The sequence below is a fragment of the Lagierella massiliensis genome, from assembly GCF_001407835.1.
GTDB classification, from domain to species: domain Bacteria; phylum Bacillota; class Clostridia; order Tissierellales; family Peptoniphilaceae; genus Mediannikoviicoccus; species Mediannikoviicoccus massiliensis.
Genome location: NZ_CYUO01000005.1, coordinates 849,952 through 871,316, shown reverse-complemented (window position 1 = coordinate 871,316; position 21,365 = coordinate 849,952). Strand labels below are relative to the sequence as shown.

The window sequence follows — 21,365 nt, the reverse complement described above, 5'->3', positions numbered from 1 at the left end:
AGAATTTAATGAAAGACTTAGGTTTAAATGAGATAAGAAAAGAATTTTTAGAATTTTTTCGTGAAAAAGAACATAATATAATAAAGAGTTTCCCGCTAATACCTATGGATGATGACAGTTTATTGTTGATTAACGCAGGTATGGCACCTTTAAAAAAATATTTTACAGGTGAATTAAAAATGCCTGGAAATAGAGCTGCATCTTCACAAAGATGTATTAGAACAGCAGATATCGAATCCGTTGGTATAACTCAAAGACATGGAACTTTTTTTGAAATGTTAGGAAATTTTTCTTTTGGTAACTATTTTAAAGAAGAGGCAATTTCATGGGCATGGGAATTTTTAACTGAAAGAATGGAAATTCCTAAAGAGATTCTATGGATTTCTGTATATGAAGAAGATGACGAAGCATTTTCTATTTGGAAAGACAAGATAGGTGTACCAGAAGAAAGAATAGTAAGACTTGGAAAAGAAGATAATTTTTGGGAAATTGAAGAAGGACCATGTGGACCATGCTCTGAAATTCATGTAGATAGAGGAATAAAGTATGGCTGTGGAGATCCAGATTGTAAACCTGGATGTGATTGTGATAGATTCTTAGAGGTTTGGAACTTAGTGTTTACACAATTTAACAAGGATTCAAAAGGTAACTATACTCCTTTAAAGCATCCAAACATTGATACAGGAATGGGTCTTGAAAGAATCACTATGGTTATGGAAAATGCAGATAATATTTTTGAAATCAATCTTGTTAAAGATATAATTCATACTATTGAAGATATTTCCGGTGTGAAATACAAGACAGATGACAAAAAAGATATTTCTATAAGAATAATAGCAGACCATGTTAGAGCTATGACTTTCTTAGTATATGATGGGATAATTCCAAGTAATGAAGGTAGAGGATATGTTCTTAGAAGAATAATCAGAAGAGCCTCAAGACATGGTAAGTTATTAGGTATAAAAGGTAAATTTCTAACAGAAGTTGTAAATAAGGTTATGGAAATTTACAATATGGAATATCCTGAATTGTTAAGAGATAAAGAGAGAATAACAAAAATAATTGCTTCTGAAGAAGGAAAGTTCCAAGAAACTATAGATCAAGGTCTTTCAATACTTGAAAATTTAATAGAGGATGCAAAAAAATCTAACCTTGACTATATTAATAGCGAAGATGCTTTTAAATTATATGACACTTATGGTTTCCCAATAGATTTAACGGTTGAAATTTTAAAAGAAAATTCTTTAAATGTAAACCTTGATGAATTTAATAACTTGCTTGAAGAACAAAGAGAGAGATCGAGATCATCAAGACAGAGTGGCAATGTCGGTTGGGCAAACGAAAAAAATGAATATCTAATTAATTTGCAAGAGTCAAATTTTATTGGATATGACAACATGACTGCTGAATCGGAAGTTATAATGATATTAAAGGAAGGTGATTTAGTAAATAGCCTTTCAGCTGGCGAAGAAGGTATTGTTATTACAGAGACCACACCTTTTTATGGAGAAGGTGGAGGACAGGTAGGAGATACTGGTTTAATTAAATCTGAAACAGGTTTTCTTGAAGTTTTTGATACGAAAAAGAATAAGAATAATGGAATTTATCATTTTGTTACTGTTAAAGAGGGGAAAATTAATTTAGGAGATAAAGTTAATCTTTATGTTGATGTAGATAGACGCCATGACATTACTAAAAATCACACAGCAACTCACTTATTACACAGAGCATTAAGAGAGGTATTGGGGGATCATGTTCACCAAGCAGGATCTTATGTTGGACCAGATAGACTTCGTTTTGATATTACTCATTTTGAAACTATCTCAAAAGAAGATTTACTAAAGGTACAAGACATAGTGAATGATTCTATTTCAAGAGCACTACCAGTATTTAAACAAAGTATGACTTTAAAAGAATCTGAGGAATATGGAGCTACAGGTTTATTTGAAGATAAATATAAAGATATAGTCAGAGTTGTAACAGTAGGAGATAAATTTTCTGTAGAACTTTGTGGAGGATGTCACGTAAATAATATATCCGAGATTCAAATGCTTAAAATAGTTTCAGAATCATCGGTTGCTGCAGGAGTTAGAAGAATTGAAGCAATAACTGGTAGAAAAGTTTATGAAGTTCTAAAAGATGACGAATCTGTTTTAAATGAATTATCTGATAATTTAAAATCAGAAAAGAAAGATTTGGCATTTAAAATTAGATATATGCATATAGAAGTTAAGACTTTAGAAAAAGAACTATCTAAGTTGAAAGAAAAAGATAGTTTAAAAGGCAGTGATGATATTCTTAAAACTGTTAAGGAAGTCTCAGGAATAAAATTCATTACTCATAGAGTTAGTGATATGTCTGTAGATAATTTAAGAGCATTAGGAGACAATCTAAAGGATAGATTACAATCAGGAGTTGTTGTACTTGCGAATGTAGCAGGGGATAAGATAAACTTCTTGGCTACAGTATCAAAAGATTTAGCTGGAAAGACTATATCTGCAGGAAATATAGTAAAAGAAGTTGCAAAAATAACTGGTGGAAATGGCGGAGGAAGACCTGATTTTGCTATGGCAGGAGGCAGGCATATTGATAAGGTTGATGAAGCTCTTTCCTCTGTTGAATCAATAATAAACAATTTAAAGAAATAGTATCAGTAAAACAAGGAGGGTTTTATGAATAAAGATCATTTGAATGAAACTATGATGTTTGAACCACAAAAAGATTCGGGAAAATCAATTAGAAATATTGTAACAACAGTTTATGAACTCTTGAAGGAAAAGGGATATAATCCTATTAATCAAATCATAGGATATTTGCTATCTGATGATCCAACCTATATTACCTCTCATGGAAATGCAAGAAATATTATCAGACAAGTAGACAGAGATGATTTACTAGAAGAGATTCTTAAATACTATTTAAACGAAGACAAGTAAAATGGAATTAGTAGAATTAGGAAACACAGGAATTATGGTTTCTCCAATGTGTTTTGGCAGTTTAACTATTACACCTTTTCAAAGTAATCTACCTGTAGATAAAGGGGCATATCTAATTAGATATGCCTTTGAAAAAGGTGTTAATTTCATTGATACAGCACAGCTTTATAATAATTATGAGTATATAGCAAAAGGGTATAAAGGTATTTCAAGAAACAATTATGTAGTAGCGACAAAGACATATGCATGGAATAAAAAACTTGCTCAGGAAGCTTTAGAAGATGCACTCACAAGACTTAATACAGATTATATTGATATTTTTTTATTACATGAGCAAGAATCTGAGTTTACAATTAAAGGACATTTCGAAGCTCTCGAATTTCTTATTAGAGCCAAAGAAAAAGGGTATATAAGAGCTGTGGGGCTATCAACTCATAGAATTTCTGGAGTTGAAGGAGCTAACAAGTTTAATGAAATAGAACTTATACATCCCATCTTAAATAAAAATGGACTTGGAATTCCAGATGGAAATGCAGAGGATATGATAAGTGTTCTAAAAAAAGCAAAGTCCTACAATAAAGGTATATATAGCATGAAGCCCCTTGGTGGAGGTCATCTAATACCTGAAGTTTATCAATCAATTAAATTTGTTAAGGACTTGAACTTAGCAGATAGTATAGCCATAGGTTGTCAATCCAAAGACGAAATAGATTGTAATGTAGATTTAATTATTAATAATAAGTACAATGAAAAGCTTGAACAGCTTTCATCACGAAAAAGAAAGCTTATAATTGAAGACTATTGCGTCGGATGTGGGAAATGTGTTAAAAGATGTGACCAAAATGCATTATATCTGGAAAATCACAAAGCAAAAGTAAATCCTAATAAATGTGTTCTTTGTGGATATTGCGCAACAGTATGTGAAGATTTTTATATTAAAGTAATATAAGGAGTTATAATGGAAAGATTCATGGGTTTAGATGTAGGAGATAAGACTATTGGTGTAGCAATTAGTGATCCATTTTTTATAACCGCTCAAGGTCATAGTACTATAATACGAACTGGTATAAAGAAAGATATTCAAAAATTGAAAGATATAATTGAAGAAAATGAAATTACAAAAATAATAGTCGGATTACCTAAAAACATGAATAATTCCATTGGTCCACAAGGTGAAAAAGTTTTAGATTTTGTTAATCGTTTGAAAAAAGAGTTGGATAATGAAATAATTTTGCAAGATGAAAGATTAACTACAGTTTCGGCAGAGCGTATATTAATTGAAGGAAATGTTAGTAGAAAAAATAGAAAAAAAGTGATTGATAAAGTCGCTTCAACATATATACTTCAATCATATTTGGATATGATACGATAAGGAGATCTTATGGATATAATTGAAATATACAATGAAAGCAATGAAATAGAAAAATATTATCTTGTAGATACTTTTGGAATTGAAGATGACGATTATGTAGTTTTGAAATCTACAGATGAAGAAGATGAATTATTATATATATTTAAAACTTACAAAGACGAAGATAATCAAGTTTTGTTTGAAGGTATTAAAGATGAAAATAAACTTGATGAAGTAGTGGATATATATTTAGAATTAAAAAGTGAAAATGACAAAAGAGGAGGTAGATAGTAATGGATTTAGAAAAATTCAAATCTATACTTCAGAAAAATGGATATAAAATAACTAAACAACGAGAAGTTATTTTTGAAACATTACTTGAAAATGCTTCTGAACATTTAAGTCCAGAAGAACTTCATTTAATTGTAAATAAAAAAGACAAAGATATTGGTATAGCAACGGTTTATCGAGCTTTACAATTATTTGAAGAGCTTAATTTAGTATATAAGTTAAATTTTGATGATAATAGATATAGATATGAATTGACCAGAGATGAAGAACATCAACATCATCATTTAATTTGTACGCAATGTAATAAAGTTGAAGAAGTAAGCTATGACTTAACAAGTAATATAGAAGAAAGTATAAAGAATAATTATGGATTTGAAGTAACAAATTATGTTTTAAAATTCTTTGGTATCTGCTCTCAATGTCAGGAGAAAAATAGACGTAAGGAGATTTAGATGCCAAACAAAAAAGAAAAAACATATAAGAGATATAATAATAAAAACAATAAAAGGGGAAAAGATGAGAAACTAAAAATTATTCCCCTTGGGGGCATATCTGAAATAGGAAAAAATATGACTGTAGTTGAGTATGGAAATGATATTATAGTTGTAGATGCTGGGTTAACTTTTCCAGATGAGAGTATGCCAGGTATTGATATTGTCATTCCAGATATTGATTATTTAGAGAGAAATGCCCATAAAGTTAGAGGGATAGTAGTAACACATGGACATGAAGATCATATTGGAGCAATACCCTTTGTTCTAAAAAAATTAGATGTCAATATATATGCTACAAATTTAACCATAGGATTAATAAAAAATAAAATTATAGAACACAATCTTAGTATAAATAACCTTAATGTAGTTGAGAAGGGACAAACAATAAAATTAGGATGCTTTGAAATAGAATTTGTTCAAGCAAGTCACAGTATTCCTGATGCTGTCTGCCTCTCTATAAGTACACCATTAGGAGTTGTTTTCTTTACAGGTGACTTTAAGATTGATTATACTCCAATAGATGGAGACAGAATGGATCTTACAAGGATTGCCGAAATTGGAAGAAGTGGGGTTTTAGCACTTGTTGCAGACAGTACAAATGTTGTGAGAAGTGGTTATACTCTTAGTGAAAGATCTGTAGGTCAGACTTTTATCGACTTGTTCGGTAAGGCAAAATCCCGTATTATAGTTGCAACTTTTGCATCTAATCTACACAGAATACAACAAGTTATATATGCAGCAGAATACTACAACAAGAAAGTTGCGCTTTCTGGTAGATCCATGATAAATATTATCTCTGTAGCTAAAGAATTAAATTATCTTGATGTAAGAGATAATACATTGATTGAACTGAAAGATATTAATAAATATGATGGAGATAAAGTTGTATTATTAACAACGGGTTCACAAGGAGAACCTATGAGTGCGTTAACCAGAATGGCTTATGGTGAACATAGAATGGTAAAACTTACGCCTACGGATACTATTATTATTTCAGCAAGTCCTATACCTGGAAACGAAAAAACTGTGTCTCAAATAATTAATAAATTAACTGAGCTTGGAGCTAATATTATATATGATGCACTTGCGGATGTTCATGTATCTGGACACGCTTGCCAAGAAGAATTAAAACTAATGCATGTGCTTGTTAAACCTAAGTATTTTATTCCTGCACATGGAGAGTATAGACATTTAAAGGTTCATGGAGAGCTTGCAGAGTCATTAGGAATGAATAGTGACAATATATTTATAGGCCGAAATGGAAATACCTATGAATTCACAAAAAAAGGCGCAAGGTTAATAGATACAGATTATGCTGGAAATATATTAGTAGATGGGTTAGGTGTAGGAGATGTTGGTAATGTTGTACTTCGAGACAGAAAACATCTTTCAGAAGATGGACTTATTGTTGTTGTAATTACCGTTAACAAAGATACTAATGAAATCTTGTCAGATCCTGATATTATATCCAGAGGATTTGTATATGTGAAAGAGAGTATGTCTTTAATGGATGATGCAAAGCATGTAGTTGAAAAATCTTTATTAGAATGTGAAGATAATAATTTAAAAGACTGGGGAAGTATTAAACATCAAGTTAGAGAAGACTTGAAAAAATTTGTTTTTAGTGAAATTAAAAGAAGACCAATGATACTTCCAGTAATTATAGAAGTTTAAGGAGTTTATAATGGATTTAGTTTCAAAAGCAACTGAAATAGGAAAAGAACTTGCTCAAAGTTCTGAATTTATAGAATATAAAAAACTTTACAACTCAGTTTATAAAGACGAAAAAAATAAAGATATGATCGATGACTTCAGAAAAAAAGTTTTAGATTATGAGATAAAAAAACAAGAAAATAAAGCTACAGATGAAGATTTTAAAAATCTTCAAAATCTACAAAATGTAATTTCCTTAAATCCAGAAGTGGGTAAGTTTTTATTTTCTGAAGCTGGTTTTTCTATGAAACTTCAAGAAGTTTTTCAAGCTATTGAAAAGGAAATAAAATTAGATTAATGATAGTAGATTCAAATGTTGAAAACTATATTAGGTCTTTATCAAATACAAAAGATTCAAGGTTATTCAAATTAGAAAAATATGCTAAAGAGAATCATGTTCCAATTGTCGAATCTGAAGTAGCTAATTTTATTAATATTTTGGTCACTTTAAAAAAACCTAAAAATATATTGGAACTGGGTACAGCTATTGGGTATTCTTCTATTGTAATGGGTTTATCTTTCTCAGATTCGAATATAGTTACACTGGAAAAAAATTCTAAAATGGTTGAAATAGCTCAAAATAACATACTAAAATTTGGTTTAGAAGATAGAATTAATGTAGTGGAATGTGATGCATACGAGTATCTTTTAAACTGTAGTAGTAAATTTGATATGATATTTATTGACGCCGCAAAAGGACAATATTTAAAATATTTTAAAGAATCAATGAAATTGATAAATGATATGGGTATTATTGTATGTGATAATGTATTATTCAGAGGAATGGTCTGTGATGAAAAAGCACTTACAAAACGTCATAGAAAAATAACAATTGTTAAAAGGTTAAATGAATTTCTTAAATATATTTCCAATTTAGAGGAATATAAGACGTCAATTATACCTATAGATGACGGAATGTCAATATCCTATAAGATTTAATCTCTTATAGGATATTGTTTTGATTAGGAGTTAAAATTGAAAAAAATAGAATTACTTGCCCCAGCAGGGGATTTAGAAAAATTAAAATATGCAATTCATTATGGTGCGGATGCTGTTTATTTAGCTGGTCCAGATTTTGGAATGAGGAAAGCTTCTAAGAACTTTACAAATGAACAGTTATTAGAAGCAATTGAATTTGTTCATGAAAATAATAAAAAGATTTATATTACTTTAAATATAATTCCACATAATGAAGATTTAATTGGATTGAAAGAATATGTAGAATTTCTTGTAAGAAGCCAAGTAGACGCACTGATAGTTTCTGATCCAGGAATATATTCAGTTGTTAGATCTATAAGTAAAGATATCGAAATACATCTTTCTACTCAAGCTTCCGTAACAAATTATGAAACGGTAAAGTTTTGGGAAAATATGGGTGTAAAGAGGATTGTGCTTGCAAGGGAACTTTCTTTAGAGGAAATAAAACAAATAAAGAATGAAGTTCCAGATGTTGATCTTGAAGTTTTTGTACACGGTGCTATGTGCATTTCTTATTCGGGAAGATGTTTGTTAAGTAATTATATGACAGGTAGAGATGCAAATAGGGGAGATTGTGCACAGGCGTGTAGATGGAAATACAATTTGATGGAGGAAAAAAGACCTGGTGAGTATTTTCCAGTTGAAGAAAATGATAAAGGAACTTTTATATTTAATTCAAAAGATTTATGTATGATAAAACATTTACCTGAGCTTTTTGAAGCGAATGTAGACAGTTTAAAAATTGAAGGGAGAGTCAAGACTCTATATTATGTTGCTACAGTTATTAGAAGCTATAGAATTGCCATTGATGCATATTATAATGGAACTTATACAAAAGAGTTAGCTACAGAACTATTAGACGAAATTAAAAAAGTTTCACACAGAGATTTTACAACAGGATTCTTTTTTAAAAAGCCAGATGAACATGACCAACTTTATACAACCAGCTCATATATTAGAAACTATGATTTTGTTGGTATAGTTCTTGACTATGATATAGATACAAAAATGGCTACAATTGAACAAAGAAATAGAATATTTTCAGGAGATGAACTAGAAGTTTTTGGTCCAGAATATAAATATAATATCTTCACAATGGGTGAGATGATAAACTCTGAAGGAGAAACTGTAAATGTAGTGCCAAAAGCTCAAGAAATATTTAAGACTAAAATAGATTTTCCTGTAAAAAAATACGATTTGATTAGAAAGGCAATTAAAGAGTAATTTTATGAAAAAGAAATATACTATAATAACTTATGGATGTCAAATGAATGAACATGATTCAGAAAGAATCAGATATATTTTAGAAAATCTTGGATACGAGAGAACAGAAGACATAGAAGAGTCTGATTTTATTATTTATAATACTTGTCTTGTCAGAGAGAATGCAGAGCTTAAAGTATATGGACAATTAGGTGCTTTAAAAAGGCTTAAAAGAGAAAAACCCGATATGATTATTGCAGTTTGTGGATGTATGATGCAAACTGGTGATGCAAAAGATGTAATTAGAGAAAAATACAGCCATGTTGATATAATATTTGGGACAAAAAACATTTCTATGCTACCTAATTTAATAGATAGACATTTGAATACTGGCAAAATGGTAGTTGATATATCAGAATCTGATTTAATAGATGAAATACCAAATTTAAATAGAGATCATGACTTCATAGGTTATGTAAATATTATGACAGGCTGTAATAATTTTTGTACCTACTGCATAGTACCATATGCAAGAGGAAGGGAAGTTAGTAGAAGTCCTGAGAGCATTTTGGAAGAAATAAAAGGACTTGCAGATAAGGGTTATAAAGAAGTGACCCTACTTGGTCAAAATGTAAATTCATATGGAAAGAATTTAGAAGCACCTTGTTCATTTCCAGATTTGCTTAGAATGATAAATAAAGTTGATGGTATAGAAAGAATTAGATTTTTAACAAGTCATCCAAAAGATCTTTCTGACGACTTAATTGAAGCAATGGCGGAATGCGATAAGGTTTGTGAAAACTTACATCTACCCTTTCAAGCTGGTTCAAATAGCGTATTGAAGGCAATGAATAGAAAATATACTCAAGAAGATTATTTAAAACTTGTAAAAAAATTAAAAGATAGAATTCCTGATATAACTCTATCTACAGATATTATAGTAGGCTTTCCAGGAGAAACAGAGGAAGACTTCGAAGAGACTCTTAAAGTGGTTAGAGAAGTTAGATACGATCAAGGATTTACTTTTATTTATAGCAAAAGAGAAGGAACAAAAGCTGCAAAGATGAATGAACAAGTTCCAAGAGAAGTTAGTCAAAAAAGATTTGATAGATTGATTGATGAAATGTATAAGATATTTTATGAAAATAATGAAAAATTACTTGGAGAGGTTGTAGAAGTTTTAGTTGAAGGACCAAGTAAAAATAACGAAGAAGTTCTGACAGGAAGAACAAGAGGATATAAATTAGTTCATTTTCAAGGTCCAAAAGAGTTAATTGGGAAATTAGTAAAAGTGAAAATAGATACTCATAATTCTTTTTCACTTAGCGGAGAATTGATATAGGGTGATATAATGGAAAATTTAACTCCAATGATGCAACAGTATATGAAAGTAAAAGAACAGAATAAAGATTGTATTCTATTTTTTAGACTGGGAGATTTTTACGAAATGTTTTTTGAGGATGCTATTACAGCTTCAAGAGAGCTTGAAATAGCACTAACTAAGAGAGATTGTGGTAATAACGAAAAATGTCCTATGTGTGGAATTCCATATCATGTTGCAGATACCTATATATCAAAACTTGTTGAAAAAGGCTATAAAGTTGCAATATGTGAGCAATTAGAAGATCCAAAAGAAGCAAAGGGAATAGTTAAAAGAGGAATAATTGACAAGGTTACACCAGGAACCATAATAAATAAAGATGTACCGGATTCTTCAGATTTTAACTATTTGATGGCTATTTATTTTGATGAAAATAAAGTAACATTAGCATATTCAGATATTTTGGATGGAGATATCCTCTTTACAACAGTAAGATATTCAAATCTTAAAGAATTAGAAAAGAAGATAGAAAATGAAATAATAAAAATTTCTCCATCAGAAATAATTTATAATAAAAATACGTTTTTTGCACAAAACTTTTTAAATAACTTAGCAGAGTTAAATAATATAACACTAACTGAATTAGCAAATATTAGTAAAGAAAACCATATTAAGATTTTGAAAGAAAAAGAAATAAATTCTGATATAAAAGATTTAACAGAATATATGGCAATAGGTTTCTTATTAGATTATATTTATACTTATAGACATGAAAATTTAACTCATATTAAGAATGCTTATTATTTTGAAATAGAAAAATATCTTAATATTGACTCTCACACTATTGTAAATTTGGAAATTCACAAAAATCTTTCTACAGGATCAAAAAAAGGTTCTCTTTACTCAATATTAAATAAAACTTCTACATCTATGGGAGGAAGGCTTCTTCATAGTTTTCTTGAAAGGCCATTAATGGATAAAAAAGAAATTATTAAGAGGCAAGAAATAATTAATTCCTTTTATAATAATAGAGTTTTACAAAATAATATATCAAATTTATTAAAAGAAATATATGATTTAGAACGGCTTATTGGAAAATTATCATTTGGAAGAGCGAATGCCAGGGATTTAGAGTCTCTAAAGATTTCAATTGAAAAATTACCAGAAATCAAAAGGGTAATTTTAGATAGTGACAGTGAAGTACTAAAATTGCTGGTAGAAAATTTAGATACCTTAGAAGATATATATAAATTAATAGACCAATCAATTGTAGAAGATCCTCCAGTACTAATTACTGAAGGTAATATTATAAAAGTTGGTTTTGATAAATACTTAGATGAAATTAGAGATAATAGAGTTAAAGGTAAACAAAGATTAGTTGAATATGAAAAAGAGCTAAAAGATGAAACTGGAATTAAGAATATAAAGATAGTATATAATAAAAAATTGGGATATTTTTTAGATGTAACAAAAAGTAATTTAAAATTTGTGCCCGAATACTTTGAAAGAAAACAAACTTTAACTAATTCTGAAAGATTTACAACCTCTGAACTTAAAGAGATTGAGAATATGATTTTAAGTTCAGATTCTGAAATTGTAAACTTAGAATATGAAATATTCAATAGGATTAGGATTAAAATACTTGATTGTATCAATCGTATAAAGAAAACTTCAAAGATAATATCTGAAATAGATGTATTTAATTCTCTTGCAATGGTTGCCTATGAAAATAAATATGTTAGACCAACATTAAACAATATAGGACTGATACAAATAAGTGGAGGAAGACATCCTATAGTTGAAAACTCAATTGGTTTAGAGAAATTTATAAACAATGATACAACTATAGGCTTAGGGTATAATGATATCCAAATTCTCACTGGTCCAAATATGAGCGGGAAGTCAACGTATTTAAGACAAATCGCAATTATTGTTATCATGGCACAAATAGGTTCATTTGTACCTGCTGACTCAGCTAATATTGGAATAGTTGATAAAATATTTACACGTATTGGTGCATCCGATAACTTATATAAAGGCGAAAGTACCTTTATGGTAGAAATGAACGAAGTAAGTAATATTATAAAGAATGCGACAAAAGATAGTCTTCTTATTTTAGATGAAGTTGGAAGAGGGACAAGCACTTTTGATGGACTAAGTATAGCATGGGCTGTACTTGAGTATATAAGTAAAAAAATTAAAGCTAAAACTCTTTTTGCAACTCACTATCATGAGCTGACTGAACTTGAAGAAAAAATGGATAATATTATTAATTTGAAAGTTAAGATTCAAGAAAGTAAAGATGGAATTGTATTTTTACGAAAAATTGTAGAAGGTAAATCTGATAGATCCTATGGGATTGAAGTAGCTAAAATAGCTGGTTTGCCAATAGAACTCATAAATAGAGCTAAGAGGATACTTTCAAATATTGAAAGAGAACGAAAAAACAATCCAGATGTTTTAGAAGAAACTCTATTTGAAATGAATTACGAAGATGAAAAAGAATCAATATATGAGGGTTTTATTGATAATATTAGAGACATTGATGTAAATATGCTTACTCCAATGCAAGCATTAACTAAGTTAGATGAAATTATAAGAGATGCTAATGATTTGTAGGTGTTATATATGATTAAATTACTTTCAAAAGATACAATTCAAAAAATAGCTGCAGGAGAAGTTATTGAAAGACCTTTTTCGGTGGTTAAAGAACTTGTTGAAAACTCAATAGATGCAAAAGCTACTGAGATAAAGGTTGAAATTTCTGAGGGTGGATTAAACTATATAAAAGTTACCGATAATGGATCTGGAATTTTAAAATCAGAAGTTGAAGTTGCAGTAAAAAGACATGCGACCTCAAAACTTGATAGTTTTAATGATTTATATAACATTTCATCACTTGGATTTAGAGGAGAGGCACTGGCAAGCATAACTTCTATTTCAAAAACTACAATAGAGACTAAAACTATTGATGATGATATAGGATCTTCTTTCAAATTTGAATCTTCACAACTGGTTTCAATTAGTGATATTGCAAAGAATGATGGTACTTCTATAATTGTTGAAGACTTATTTTATAACATACCTGTTAGAAAGAGATTTTTAAATTCAGCTATTTCTGAAGCTAACGCCATTACTTTAATTATGTATAGACTTGCAATAGGAAATAATAATATTGGATTTACCTATATTAAAGATGATAAAGAGGTTTTTAAAACAATAGCTGGATCTGGATTAAAGTCAAACCTATCAGAATTATTTGGATTTGATTTTACAAAAGAACTTGTAGAAGTTGATATAGATGAACGAGAATTTAGTATTAAAGGATATATATCTAATAACAGGTACTACCGCTCAAACAGATCTATTGAGTACATTTATATAAATGGGAGATATGTTAAAAATTCGGATATTTCAAATGCAATAGAAAAATCTTATGGTTCCTTAATACCAAATGGAAGATTTCCTGCTTTTCAATTATTTTTTGAAATAAAACCAAATCTTATTGATGTAAATATTCATCCCAATAAAGAAAAAGTATCTATTGTTATTTTAGACTATATCAAAAATACGATTAATAAAGAGTTTCCAAAAATTTTGAACGAAAGCAAAAATCTTCTAAATCTATCTGTTCAAGATAAAAACGAAGAAGTTCCAAAGCTTTATAATAATGATCTTAATGATCTACTAAATAGATTTTCAAACTCCGATAAAGTAATAAACAATAAGTTAAATGATTTTAGTAGTGATTATAAAACAAAAGATAGTTTAGAAAATGAAAAAAGTTCTATTGTTTCTGACTCAAACTCTGAGTATAGTGTAAATATTACAGATAAAGTTACCACCGATGATGAGTTGAAGAAAGATACAGTAGAAAAATATGATGATGAAATTGAAATAGATAATATAAGTTATTTTAGTGAGTCAAGTAAAGAAATTAAAAGATATAAATACATTGGAACTATTTTTAAAACTTATAATATTTTTCAGTCTCTTATAGATGATAAACTTATTCTTATGGACCAGCATGCTGCACATGAAAGAATTAATTTTGAGAAATTTTTGAAGTTGTATAATAAAAAGGAAGTTTATAGTCAACAGTTATTAACTCCAATTCTTATAACAGTAACAAATGAAGAAATTGATTTATATAAAAAATTTTCAAAAATGTTTTTCGATTTGGGATTTGAAGTTGATATTTTTAGTAATGATACACTTATTATTAGAGGATTGCCTGAAATTTTAGAAATTCCAAAAACAAGTGATCTTTTTACAAATATATTGGACAGATTAAGTAATGACAGTAATAGCTTTGATAACTCTGAAATAATCAATAAAATAATTTCTATGTCTTGTAAAGCATCTGTTAAATCAGGAGACTTTATGTCAAGTTTAGAACTTGAAAATCTTCTACAACAGCTTTTAGAATGTGAAAATCCTTTAACTTGTCCTCATGGAAGACCCACTATAATAGAAGTCAGTAAAAATGAACTTGAAAAATTATTTTTGAGGGTTAAATAATGAAAGATGTAATTTTGATAGTTGGCCCAACTGGAGTAGGGAAAACTAAGTTATCTTTAATTTTGGCAAATAAACTTAAAAGCGAGATAATTTCGGCGGATTCTATGCAAATATATAAGGGAATGGATATAGGAACTGCAAAAGTAAGTCGAGAAATTCAAAAAGATATAACTCATTACCTAATTGATATTGTAAATCCTGATGATGAATACAACGTATCTAACTTTCAAATTGACGCCTTTAAAATAATTGATAAATTATTATATGAAAATAAGAGTCCAATTATAGTAGGAGGTACAGGACTATATATAAACTCTTTAGTATATAAACTTAAATTTGGAGAAGACAAGCCTGATGATGAATACAGAAATATGCTTTGGGATTTATATGAAAGTGAAGGATCAAAACTAATTTTAGACTTACTTAAATCAATTGACCCTGATTCACTTAAAACAATAGATGAAAATAATATAAAAAGACTCATTAGAGCTGTTGAATACTATCATACGACGGGACAAAAATACTCTAAAAAAAATGATAGTTTTAGGGAAGAGAACAAAGATTACAACTTTCATATCTATTGTTTACACGAAGAGCGGTCAAAGCTTTATGATAGGATAAACCATAGAGTTGACGAAATGATAGAAGAAGGTCTTATGGATGAAGTTCGTTCTTTAATTACAAAGTATGATAAAAATTCAATTGCTTTTAAAGGTATTGGTTATAAAGAAGTTATAGATTACTTAGATAATAAAGTCGATTATGACGAAATGTTAAGACTACTTAAAAGAAATTCCAGAAGACTTGCAAAGAGACAGTACACTTGGTTTAGACGAGATAATAGAATAAATTGGATAGATATAGAGGAATATGGCTATGATTTTGAAAAGATAGCTGATTTAATTTTGAGGGATATAGATGAATAAAGAATTTTATAAAGATGTATATGGAATAGACGAAAAAATATATGACTATGTTTGTGATATTGAAAAAGGTTTAAAAGAAAGATTTTTAAAACTACAAGAAATAGAAGAATACAATCTTTTAAAAATATTAAATGCTATGCAGGAAAGTAAACTTTCATCTTCAGACTTTAATTGGACTACAGGTTATGGATATGGAGATCCTGGAAGAGATAAGGTTGAAGAAATTTATAAAAGAGTATTTAAGACGGAGGATGCATTAGTTAGACCAAATATTGCTTCTGGAACCCACGCATTATCACTAGCTTTACAAGGAAGTTTATTACCAGGAGATTCCATACTATCTATTAATGGAGATCCCTATGATACACTACGACAGGTTATTGGCATTGAAGGAGAAACCACAGGTACACTTATTGAACTTGGTGTTAAGTATGACAAAGTAGATTTACTTGAAGATGGAAAGATAGATTTATATACTGTAAAAGATAAAATAATTAAAAATAAACCTAAACTATTAATGATACAAAGGTCAACAGGGTATAGTTTAAGAGATGCTCTTAGTTTAGATGAGATAGAAAAAGCTATCAGCTTTGTTAAATCATTGGACAATAATTTAATAGTGATGGTAGATAACTGTTATGGCGAGTTTACCAGAGTACAAGAGCCATCAGAATTAGGAGCTGACTTAACAGTTGGATCTCTTATAAAAAACCCAGGAGGAGGAATAGCTTTAAGCGGTGGTTATATTGTAGGTACACATGATTTAATTGATAGAATAGCTGTGAAATTAACCGCTCCTGGACTTGGAAAAGATACAGGACTTACATTTGGTACTACAAGAACAACATTACAAGGTCTGTATTTTGCACCTAAAGTTACTATGGAAGCTTTAAAGGGGGCTTTGTTATTTGCATCCACTTTTGAAAATTTAGGATTTAAGACTTTTCCAAGTTCAAATTCAAAAAGATACGATATAATTGAAGCAATTCAATTTGAAGATGAGGATTTAGTAGTAGAATTTTGTAGGAGTATTCAAGAAGCTTCTGCGGTTGATTCTTTTGTAACACCTTATCCTTGGGATATGCCAGGATATACTGATAAAGTTATAATGGCATCTGGTTCTTTTATAGATGGATCTTCAATAGAAATATCTGCTGATGGACCACTTAGAGATCCTTATGTAGCTTATTATCAGGGAGGACTTAACTTTTATCAATGTAAATTAGCCTTGATGAAAGTTTTGCAAAAATTCATTGAAATAGACAAAATAAAAATATAGATGGAGTACTCCATCTATATTTCTCTAAATAATCCTATTACTTTCCCTAAAATCTCCACTTCTCTAACTATAATTGGAAACATACTGGAGTTTTCAGGTCTAAGTTCAATATGATCACTATGCTTATAATACGTTTTTACAGTTGCAGAATCTTCAATTAAGGCTACAACAATATCTCCATTTTCTGCAACATTTTGTTTTCTTACAATTATTTTATCACCATCTAATATTCCTGCTTCAATCATAGATTCTCCAGAGACATTTAATATAAAAAGTTCTCCTTTTTGAGAAAATTCAATAGGTAGGGGAAAGGTATCTTCGATATTTTCTATTGCAAGAATTGGTTGACCAGCAGTAACCATACCTACTATAGGAATATCATATGTTTCTTTTTTACCAACACTCATATAGTCATCCATATCAATTATTTCAAGAGCTCTATTCTTAGTAGGATCTCTCCTGATGTAACCTTTTTTTTCAAGTTGTATCAGATATGAATTGATCGTCGAAGTAGATTTTATAATTTTTATATCTTCAATTATTTCTCGATAAGAAGGAGGATATCCATTTTCATTAATAAAATTCCTTAAAAAATCGAGAAGTATCATTTCTTTTTTTGTTAAATCTTCATACATTATATACACCTCATTTAAGTAAATTATAGCATATAGAGGAATAGTAAACAAACATAAGTTCTAAATATCGAAAATTTGTTCGAAAAGTATTGACAATCGTTCAAATGTTCGATAATATATATTTAACGAACATATGAACGGAGGATGTTATGAAAAAGTATAGAATAGTTAATAAATTTAGATTTTATATTAGCATGAGTATTATTGTATTGACTTTAATAACAATTGTTGCACTTGCATTTAATTATACATTGTCAAAGGGAAATGAAGCTAAGGTAGAATATATTTCTCACACTGTAAGAAAGTACGAAACAGTTTGGGATATTGCAAGAGAAGTAGAACATAAAGGAGATATTAGAGATTTTATAGATGAAATAATTTCAATTAATGACTTAGAGGATTCTAAAATATATCCTGGACAAATTATAGCGATTCCTAAATAGGGAACGCTATAATTCATTTAATGGATTTTTAGAAATGGCATCTCTCAGACCTTCATCATCAACATGGGTATAAATTTGGGTAGTTGATACATTCTCATGACCTAAAATTTCTTTTAAAAGCAATATATCAACATCTCCATATTTATACATTAAAGTTGCTGCTGTATGCCTTAATTTATGGACAGAAAATACATTTGTATCCAGACCTGCTTCATTTAGATAGAAGTCTACTCTTCTTTGTACTGTACGATTACTTATTTTTGAGTTTCTATTACTAATAAATAGATAAGGATCTTCTATATCAGGTCTTATTTTTAAATAGTCATCTATTGCTTTATTACACACGTTATTTAAATAGATGGTTCTTTCTTTATTACCTTTACCAGTTACATTTATAGTGTCTTCTTTAAAATCCGAAATTTTTATATTAGTAAGCTCATTTAGTCTAAGTCCACAATTTAAAAAGAGGAGTATTATTGCAAGATCTCTTTTTCTTACAAATTCATCTTCAACAGTGGTAACTACTTTTATTAATCTCTTAGCTTCTTCTAAAGTTAAATACACTGGGTTTTTCTTTTCTATTTTTGGAGTTTCTAAATTATGAGCAGGATCTGTAGAGATAATATTTCTTATTTTATACAAGTAATCAAAGAATGTTCTTAGACTTGAAGCAGTTCTTGCTCTTGTAGTTGTAGAGTGATTTTTATATCTATCTGTGTAAGCAAGATATGAATGTAAATCTGCAAGTTCAATTTTATTTAAATAGTCTTCAGGAAAATCTTTTATAGAAATTTCATCAATTTCTTCTTTTTTATATTTGTCCATATTGAATCGATAGATAATGTACTTTAAGAAACAAGAAATACTATATCCATACTCTTTAGTCGTAGAGGAGGAATGTCCTTTAATTGTTTCTATATAGTCTAAAAAGTCTATTAGTATAAGAGGGTAGTCTTTCATAAGTCACCTTTTTATTTTTTATTTTGTCGCAAAATAATAGTTTTGTGACAAAGCTCATTAAATTTATTATAGAACATAAACTCAAATATGTAAAGAGCTTTTAGAATAAAGTCTCGTATGAATATAAAAAACAAGGCCTTATATTGCGTTTTAAGGCCTTTAAATTAAATTAATGGCTAATTACATGTCTAAAAGAATAAAATTGATTTAAATGGCCATTACAGTCATTAAAACTACTGTACTGATTTTTCTAATTGAATTATCCTTTTAATACCATCAATAATAAGTTTTTCATCTGCTGCATAAGATATTCTTATATAATCATCATTACCAAATCCTATTCCTGGAACAACTGCAAGATTAAATTCTTCAAGCAAGGTTTCAGATATATCTATTGAACTGTTTAAAATTTTCCCGCTAATAGATTTTCCCTTTAGAGGTGAAATATTTATAAAGATATAAAAAGCTCCCTTTGGGAAGTTAATATTAAGATTTGAATTTTTTGAAATATAATCAACAGATTTTTTACGTCGTTTATTAAATTCGTCGATCATATTTTTTGTATCGTAATATTTTGATTCATCTCTAAGTGCCACATAGCCTGCGTATTGTGCAATAGAGTTTGCACATGCCGTTGTATGACTTTGGATAGCATTCATTATTTTTATAATATCTTTATTTGCTACACAGTATCCAAGGCGCCATCCAGTCATTGCATAAGTTTTTGAAAAGCCACTAATGGTTATTGTCTTATTTTTAATCTCTTCACTTAATGATGCAATACTAACATGCTCATTATCATATGTCAGTCTTTCATATATTTCATCCGCGATTATAATAATATTATTTCTCACTGCCCAATTACCAATTTCAACAAGTTCAGACTTAGTATAAACAGATCCTGTAGGATTGTTTGGGTTATTCAAAATTAAAACTTTTGATTTATTTGTTAAGTTTTCATCAAGATCTTTAGTACGTATTTTAAAATCATTTTTTTTTGAAGTTTCTACTATAATGGATTTTCCACCTGCAAGTCTTACCATCTCTGTATAGCTAACCCAATAAGGACTTGGTATAATAACTTCATCATCTTCATTTACAATGGAATAAATAGCATTAAAAAGGCATTGTTTAGCTCCTGTTGATATTAAAATATTAGAAATATCATAATCTAACTTATTAAAACTTTTCAATTTTTTAACAATTTCTGCTTTTAATTCTAAAATACCTGATGTTGGAGTATATTTTGTAAATCCTTTTTCAATACCTTCAAAAGCTCCTTTTATAATATAATCGGGTGTTTTGAAGTTTGGCTCTCCAACTGTTAAATCGATTATTTCTTTACCTTCAGATTTTAACTTTTTAGCCTTTGATGACAACTCTAAAGTTATAGATGGTTTTACTTCTATTGCTTTGATATTATACATTTTTATACCTACTTTCTTAATTCATGTAGACTTTCAAGCCTTTGTATTGATGAGTTTGGGCATAGAAATTTTCCCAGTAAATACTCTTCACCATATAATCTTCCATGGCAGTCACTACCTGCTGTTGGAATTAAATTATATTTATCTGCTATTTTCATTAAGTTAGTTATAGTATCTTTGTCATGTTTAGAGTTAATAACTTCAATTCCATCAATTCCACAATTTATAATTTCTATAATCTCATCTTCAGTCAATTTGAATGGATGTGCGAGTACAGATACGCCTGATGAAATTTTAATAATATTTAAAACATCTTTAAGTTCAACGTCATTTTTTTCAATGTATGCAGATCCACTTTCTCCAAGATATTTTCTAAAAGCTTCATTAATGCAATTAACATAATTATTATCCACTAAGTACATTGCTAAATGTGATCTTGAAGTAAAGTCACTTCTTTTATACAAATATAGATCGTTTTGACTAATTTTAATACCAATTTCATTTAGTCTAATTAAAGTTTTATTAATTCTTATTTTTCTATTCTCTTGTAATTTAGTTACAAAATCAATTAAAAATTTATTTTTATAGTCTAAAAAATACCCTAAAACATGAATTTCTCTACCATTATAAGATACTCCAAATTCAATACCAGGTATAAATTTAATATTATGCTTCTTTGAAATGGTCTCTGCTTCCTCTAAACCATCTAAACAGTCGTGATCAGTTATAGAAAAGCCTTGAATTTCTTGTTTTTTTAATATATCTATTATATTTTCAGGTTTTAAATTACCATCAGAATATATACTATGAATGTGTAGGTCAAACATAAAGCCTCCATAATTTTATTATAATAAAAAAACAAATCCTACGAAAGTAGAATTTGTTTA

General features: G+C 28.9%; 20 protein-coding genes. 16 read left to right on the top strand and 4 right to left on the bottom strand.

The window, feature by feature from the left end; genetic code table 11:
• Positions 1-8: 8 nt before the first annotated feature.
• The 15 genes from alaS to BN2746_RS07705 are packed head-to-tail and all read left to right on the top strand — an operon-like array spanning position 9 to position 17,013.
• Positions 9-2,648, top strand: coding sequence for an alanine--tRNA ligase (gene alaS, locus BN2746_RS07775; RefSeq protein WP_055079218.1), 2,640 nt, complete (start codon positions 9-11; stop codon positions 2,646-2,648).
• Between the two features lie 24 nt (positions 2,649-2,672).
• Entirely contained in the window at positions 2,673-2,936 is a 264-nt protein-coding gene (locus BN2746_RS07770) for an IreB family regulatory phosphoprotein (protein ID WP_055079217.1), read from the top strand.
• 1 nt (position 2,937) lies between these two features.
• Positions 2,938-3,885: an aldo/keto reductase gene (locus BN2746_RS07765; RefSeq protein WP_055079216.1), complete on the top strand. Its 948-nt coding sequence runs from the start codon at positions 2,938-2,940 to the stop codon at positions 3,883-3,885.
• Positions 3,886-3,894: 9 nt separating this feature from the next.
• Complete coding sequence (ruvX, locus tag BN2746_RS07760; RefSeq protein ID WP_055079215.1) at positions 3,895-4,308, top strand: Holliday junction resolvase RuvX; 414 nt, start codon at positions 3,895-3,897, stop codon at positions 4,306-4,308.
• Positions 4,309-4,317: 9 nt separating this feature from the next.
• Complete coding sequence (locus tag BN2746_RS07755; protein ID WP_055079214.1) at positions 4,318-4,578, top strand: DUF1292 domain-containing protein; 261 nt, start codon at positions 4,318-4,320, stop codon at positions 4,576-4,578.
• A 2-nt stretch (positions 4,579-4,580) separates the two neighbouring features.
• Complete coding sequence (locus BN2746_RS07750; RefSeq protein WP_055079213.1) at positions 4,581-5,030, top strand: Fur family transcriptional regulator; 450 nt, start codon at positions 4,581-4,583, stop codon at positions 5,028-5,030.
• Complete coding sequence (locus tag BN2746_RS07745) at positions 5,031-6,746, top strand: ribonuclease J (RefSeq protein ID WP_082420236.1); 1,716 nt, start codon at positions 5,031-5,033, stop codon at positions 6,744-6,746. It abuts the gene before it with no gap.
• A gap of 10 nt (positions 6,747-6,756) precedes the next feature.
• Positions 6,757-7,083 carry a YlbF family regulator gene (locus BN2746_RS07740; protein ID WP_055079212.1) on the top strand — a complete coding sequence of 109 codons (327 nt, stop codon included), beginning with the start codon at positions 6,757-6,759 and terminating at the stop codon, positions 7,081-7,083.
• On the top strand, positions 7,083-7,724 hold the full coding sequence (locus BN2746_RS07735; RefSeq protein WP_055079211.1) for an O-methyltransferase: 642 nt from the start codon (positions 7,083-7,085) through the stop codon (positions 7,722-7,724). Before BN2746_RS07740 ends, BN2746_RS07735 begins: the two co-directional genes overlap by 1 nt.
• A gap of 36 nt (positions 7,725-7,760) precedes the next feature.
• On the top strand, positions 7,761-8,987 hold the full coding sequence (locus tag BN2746_RS07730) for a peptidase U32 family protein (protein WP_055079210.1): 1,227 nt from the start codon (positions 7,761-7,763) through the stop codon (positions 8,985-8,987).
• Positions 8,988-8,991: 4 nt separating this feature from the next.
• Complete coding sequence (gene miaB, locus BN2746_RS07725; protein ID WP_055079209.1) at positions 8,992-10,308, top strand: tRNA (N6-isopentenyl adenosine(37)-C2)-methylthiotransferase MiaB; 1,317 nt, start codon at positions 8,992-8,994, stop codon at positions 10,306-10,308.
• A 9-nt stretch (positions 10,309-10,317) separates the two neighbouring features.
• Positions 10,318-12,906: a DNA mismatch repair protein MutS gene (gene mutS, locus BN2746_RS07720; protein ID WP_055079208.1), complete on the top strand. Its 2,589-nt coding sequence runs from the start codon at positions 10,318-10,320 to the stop codon at positions 12,904-12,906.
• Positions 12,907-12,915: 9 nt separating this feature from the next.
• Positions 12,916-14,808: a DNA mismatch repair endonuclease MutL gene (mutL, locus tag BN2746_RS07715; RefSeq protein WP_055079207.1), complete on the top strand. Its 1,893-nt coding sequence runs from the start codon at positions 12,916-12,918 to the stop codon at positions 14,806-14,808.
• Positions 14,808-15,734, top strand: coding sequence for a tRNA (adenosine(37)-N6)-dimethylallyltransferase MiaA (gene miaA, locus BN2746_RS07710; RefSeq protein WP_082420235.1), 927 nt, complete (start codon positions 14,808-14,810; stop codon positions 15,732-15,734). The genes mutL and miaA overlap by 1 nt, the downstream gene beginning before the upstream one ends.
• On the top strand, positions 15,727-17,013 hold the full coding sequence (locus BN2746_RS07705; RefSeq protein ID WP_055079205.1) for a methionine gamma-lyase family protein: 1,287 nt from the start codon (positions 15,727-15,729) through the stop codon (positions 17,011-17,013). The genes miaA and BN2746_RS07705 overlap by 8 nt, the downstream gene beginning before the upstream one ends.
• A gap of 14 nt (positions 17,014-17,027) precedes the next feature.
• Here BN2746_RS07705 and lexA read toward each other — a convergent pair whose 3' ends face one another.
• Positions 17,028-17,648, bottom strand: coding sequence for a transcriptional repressor LexA (gene lexA / locus BN2746_RS07700; RefSeq protein ID WP_055079204.1), 621 nt, complete (start codon positions 17,646-17,648; stop codon positions 17,028-17,030).
• A gap of 149 nt (positions 17,649-17,797) precedes the next feature.
• On the opposite strand from lexA, the gene BN2746_RS07695 reads away from it, so the two are divergent.
• On the top strand, positions 17,798-18,091 hold the full coding sequence (locus BN2746_RS07695) for a LysM peptidoglycan-binding domain-containing protein (RefSeq protein ID WP_055079203.1): 294 nt from the start codon (positions 17,798-17,800) through the stop codon (positions 18,089-18,091).
• A gap of 6 nt (positions 18,092-18,097) precedes the next feature.
• Here BN2746_RS07695 and BN2746_RS07690 read toward each other — a convergent pair whose 3' ends face one another.
• From BN2746_RS07690 to BN2746_RS07680, 3 genes are all read right to left on the bottom strand, one after another.
• Positions 18,098-19,051 carry a tyrosine recombinase XerC gene (locus BN2746_RS07690; RefSeq protein ID WP_055079202.1) on the bottom strand — a complete coding sequence of 318 codons (954 nt, stop codon included), beginning with the start codon at positions 19,049-19,051 and terminating at the stop codon, positions 18,098-18,100.
• A gap of 233 nt (positions 19,052-19,284) precedes the next feature.
• On the bottom strand, positions 19,285-20,478 hold the full coding sequence (locus BN2746_RS07685) for a pyridoxal phosphate-dependent aminotransferase (protein WP_055079201.1): 1,194 nt from the start codon (positions 20,476-20,478) through the stop codon (positions 19,285-19,287).
• An 8-nt stretch (positions 20,479-20,486) separates the two neighbouring features.
• The gene (locus BN2746_RS07680) at positions 20,487-21,305 is read right to left on the bottom strand and encodes a PHP domain-containing protein (RefSeq protein ID WP_055079200.1); all 819 of its coding nucleotides are present in this window, start codon (positions 21,303-21,305) and stop codon (positions 20,487-20,489) included.
• Between the last annotated feature and the right edge of the window lie 60 nt (positions 21,306-21,365).

What these genes read in the sequence shown, in the direction of transcription:
- BN2746_RS07705 (WP_055079205.1), top strand. Translation starts at nt 15,727, where the DNA reads ATGAATAAAGAATTTTATAAAGATGTATATGGAATAGACGAAAAAATA.
- BN2746_RS07750 (WP_055079213.1), top strand. Translation starts at nt 4,581, where the DNA reads ATGGATTTAGAAAAATTCAAATCTATACTTCAGAAAAATGGATATAAA.
- BN2746_RS07770 (WP_055079217.1), top strand. Translation starts at nt 2,673, where the DNA reads ATGAATAAAGATCATTTGAATGAAACTATGATGTTTGAACCACAAAAA.
- BN2746_RS07745 (WP_082420236.1), top strand. Translation starts at nt 5,031, where the DNA reads ATGCCAAACAAAAAAGAAAAAACATATAAGAGATATAATAATAAAAAC.
- BN2746_RS07735 (WP_055079211.1), top strand. Translation starts at nt 7,083, where the DNA reads ATGATAGTAGATTCAAATGTTGAAAACTATATTAGGTCTTTATCAAAT.
- BN2746_RS07695 (WP_055079203.1), top strand. Translation starts at nt 17,798, where the DNA reads ATGAAAAAGTATAGAATAGTTAATAAATTTAGATTTTATATTAGCATG.
- BN2746_RS07740 (WP_055079212.1), top strand. Translation starts at nt 6,757, where the DNA reads ATGGATTTAGTTTCAAAAGCAACTGAAATAGGAAAAGAACTTGCTCAA.
- alaS (WP_055079218.1), top strand. Translation starts at nt 9, where the DNA reads ATGAAAGACTTAGGTTTAAATGAGATAAGAAAAGAATTTTTAGAATTT.
- BN2746_RS07680 (WP_055079200.1), bottom strand. Translation starts at nt 21,305, where the DNA reads ATGTTTGACCTACACATTCATAGTATATATTCTGATGGTAATTTAAAA.
- BN2746_RS07755 (WP_055079214.1), top strand. Translation starts at nt 4,318, where the DNA reads ATGGATATAATTGAAATATACAATGAAAGCAATGAAATAGAAAAATAT.
- lexA (WP_055079204.1), bottom strand. Translation starts at nt 17,648, where the DNA reads ATGTATGAAGATTTAACAAAAAAAGAAATGATACTTCTCGATTTTTTA.
- BN2746_RS07765 (WP_055079216.1), top strand. Translation starts at nt 2,938, where the DNA reads ATGGAATTAGTAGAATTAGGAAACACAGGAATTATGGTTTCTCCAATG.
- BN2746_RS07685 (WP_055079201.1), bottom strand. Translation starts at nt 20,478, where the DNA reads ATGTATAATATCAAAGCAATAGAAGTAAAACCATCTATAACTTTAGAG.
- BN2746_RS07690 (WP_055079202.1), bottom strand. Translation starts at nt 19,051, where the DNA reads ATGAAAGACTACCCTCTTATACTAATAGACTTTTTAGACTATATAGAA.
- ruvX (WP_055079215.1), top strand. Translation starts at nt 3,895, where the DNA reads ATGGAAAGATTCATGGGTTTAGATGTAGGAGATAAGACTATTGGTGTA.
- mutS (WP_055079208.1), top strand. Translation starts at nt 10,318, where the DNA reads ATGGAAAATTTAACTCCAATGATGCAACAGTATATGAAAGTAAAAGAA.
- miaA (WP_082420235.1), top strand. Translation starts at nt 14,808, where the DNA reads ATGAAAGATGTAATTTTGATAGTTGGCCCAACTGGAGTAGGGAAAACT.
- miaB (WP_055079209.1), top strand. Translation starts at nt 8,992, where the DNA reads ATGAAAAAGAAATATACTATAATAACTTATGGATGTCAAATGAATGAA.
- mutL (WP_055079207.1), top strand. Translation starts at nt 12,916, where the DNA reads ATGATTAAATTACTTTCAAAAGATACAATTCAAAAAATAGCTGCAGGA.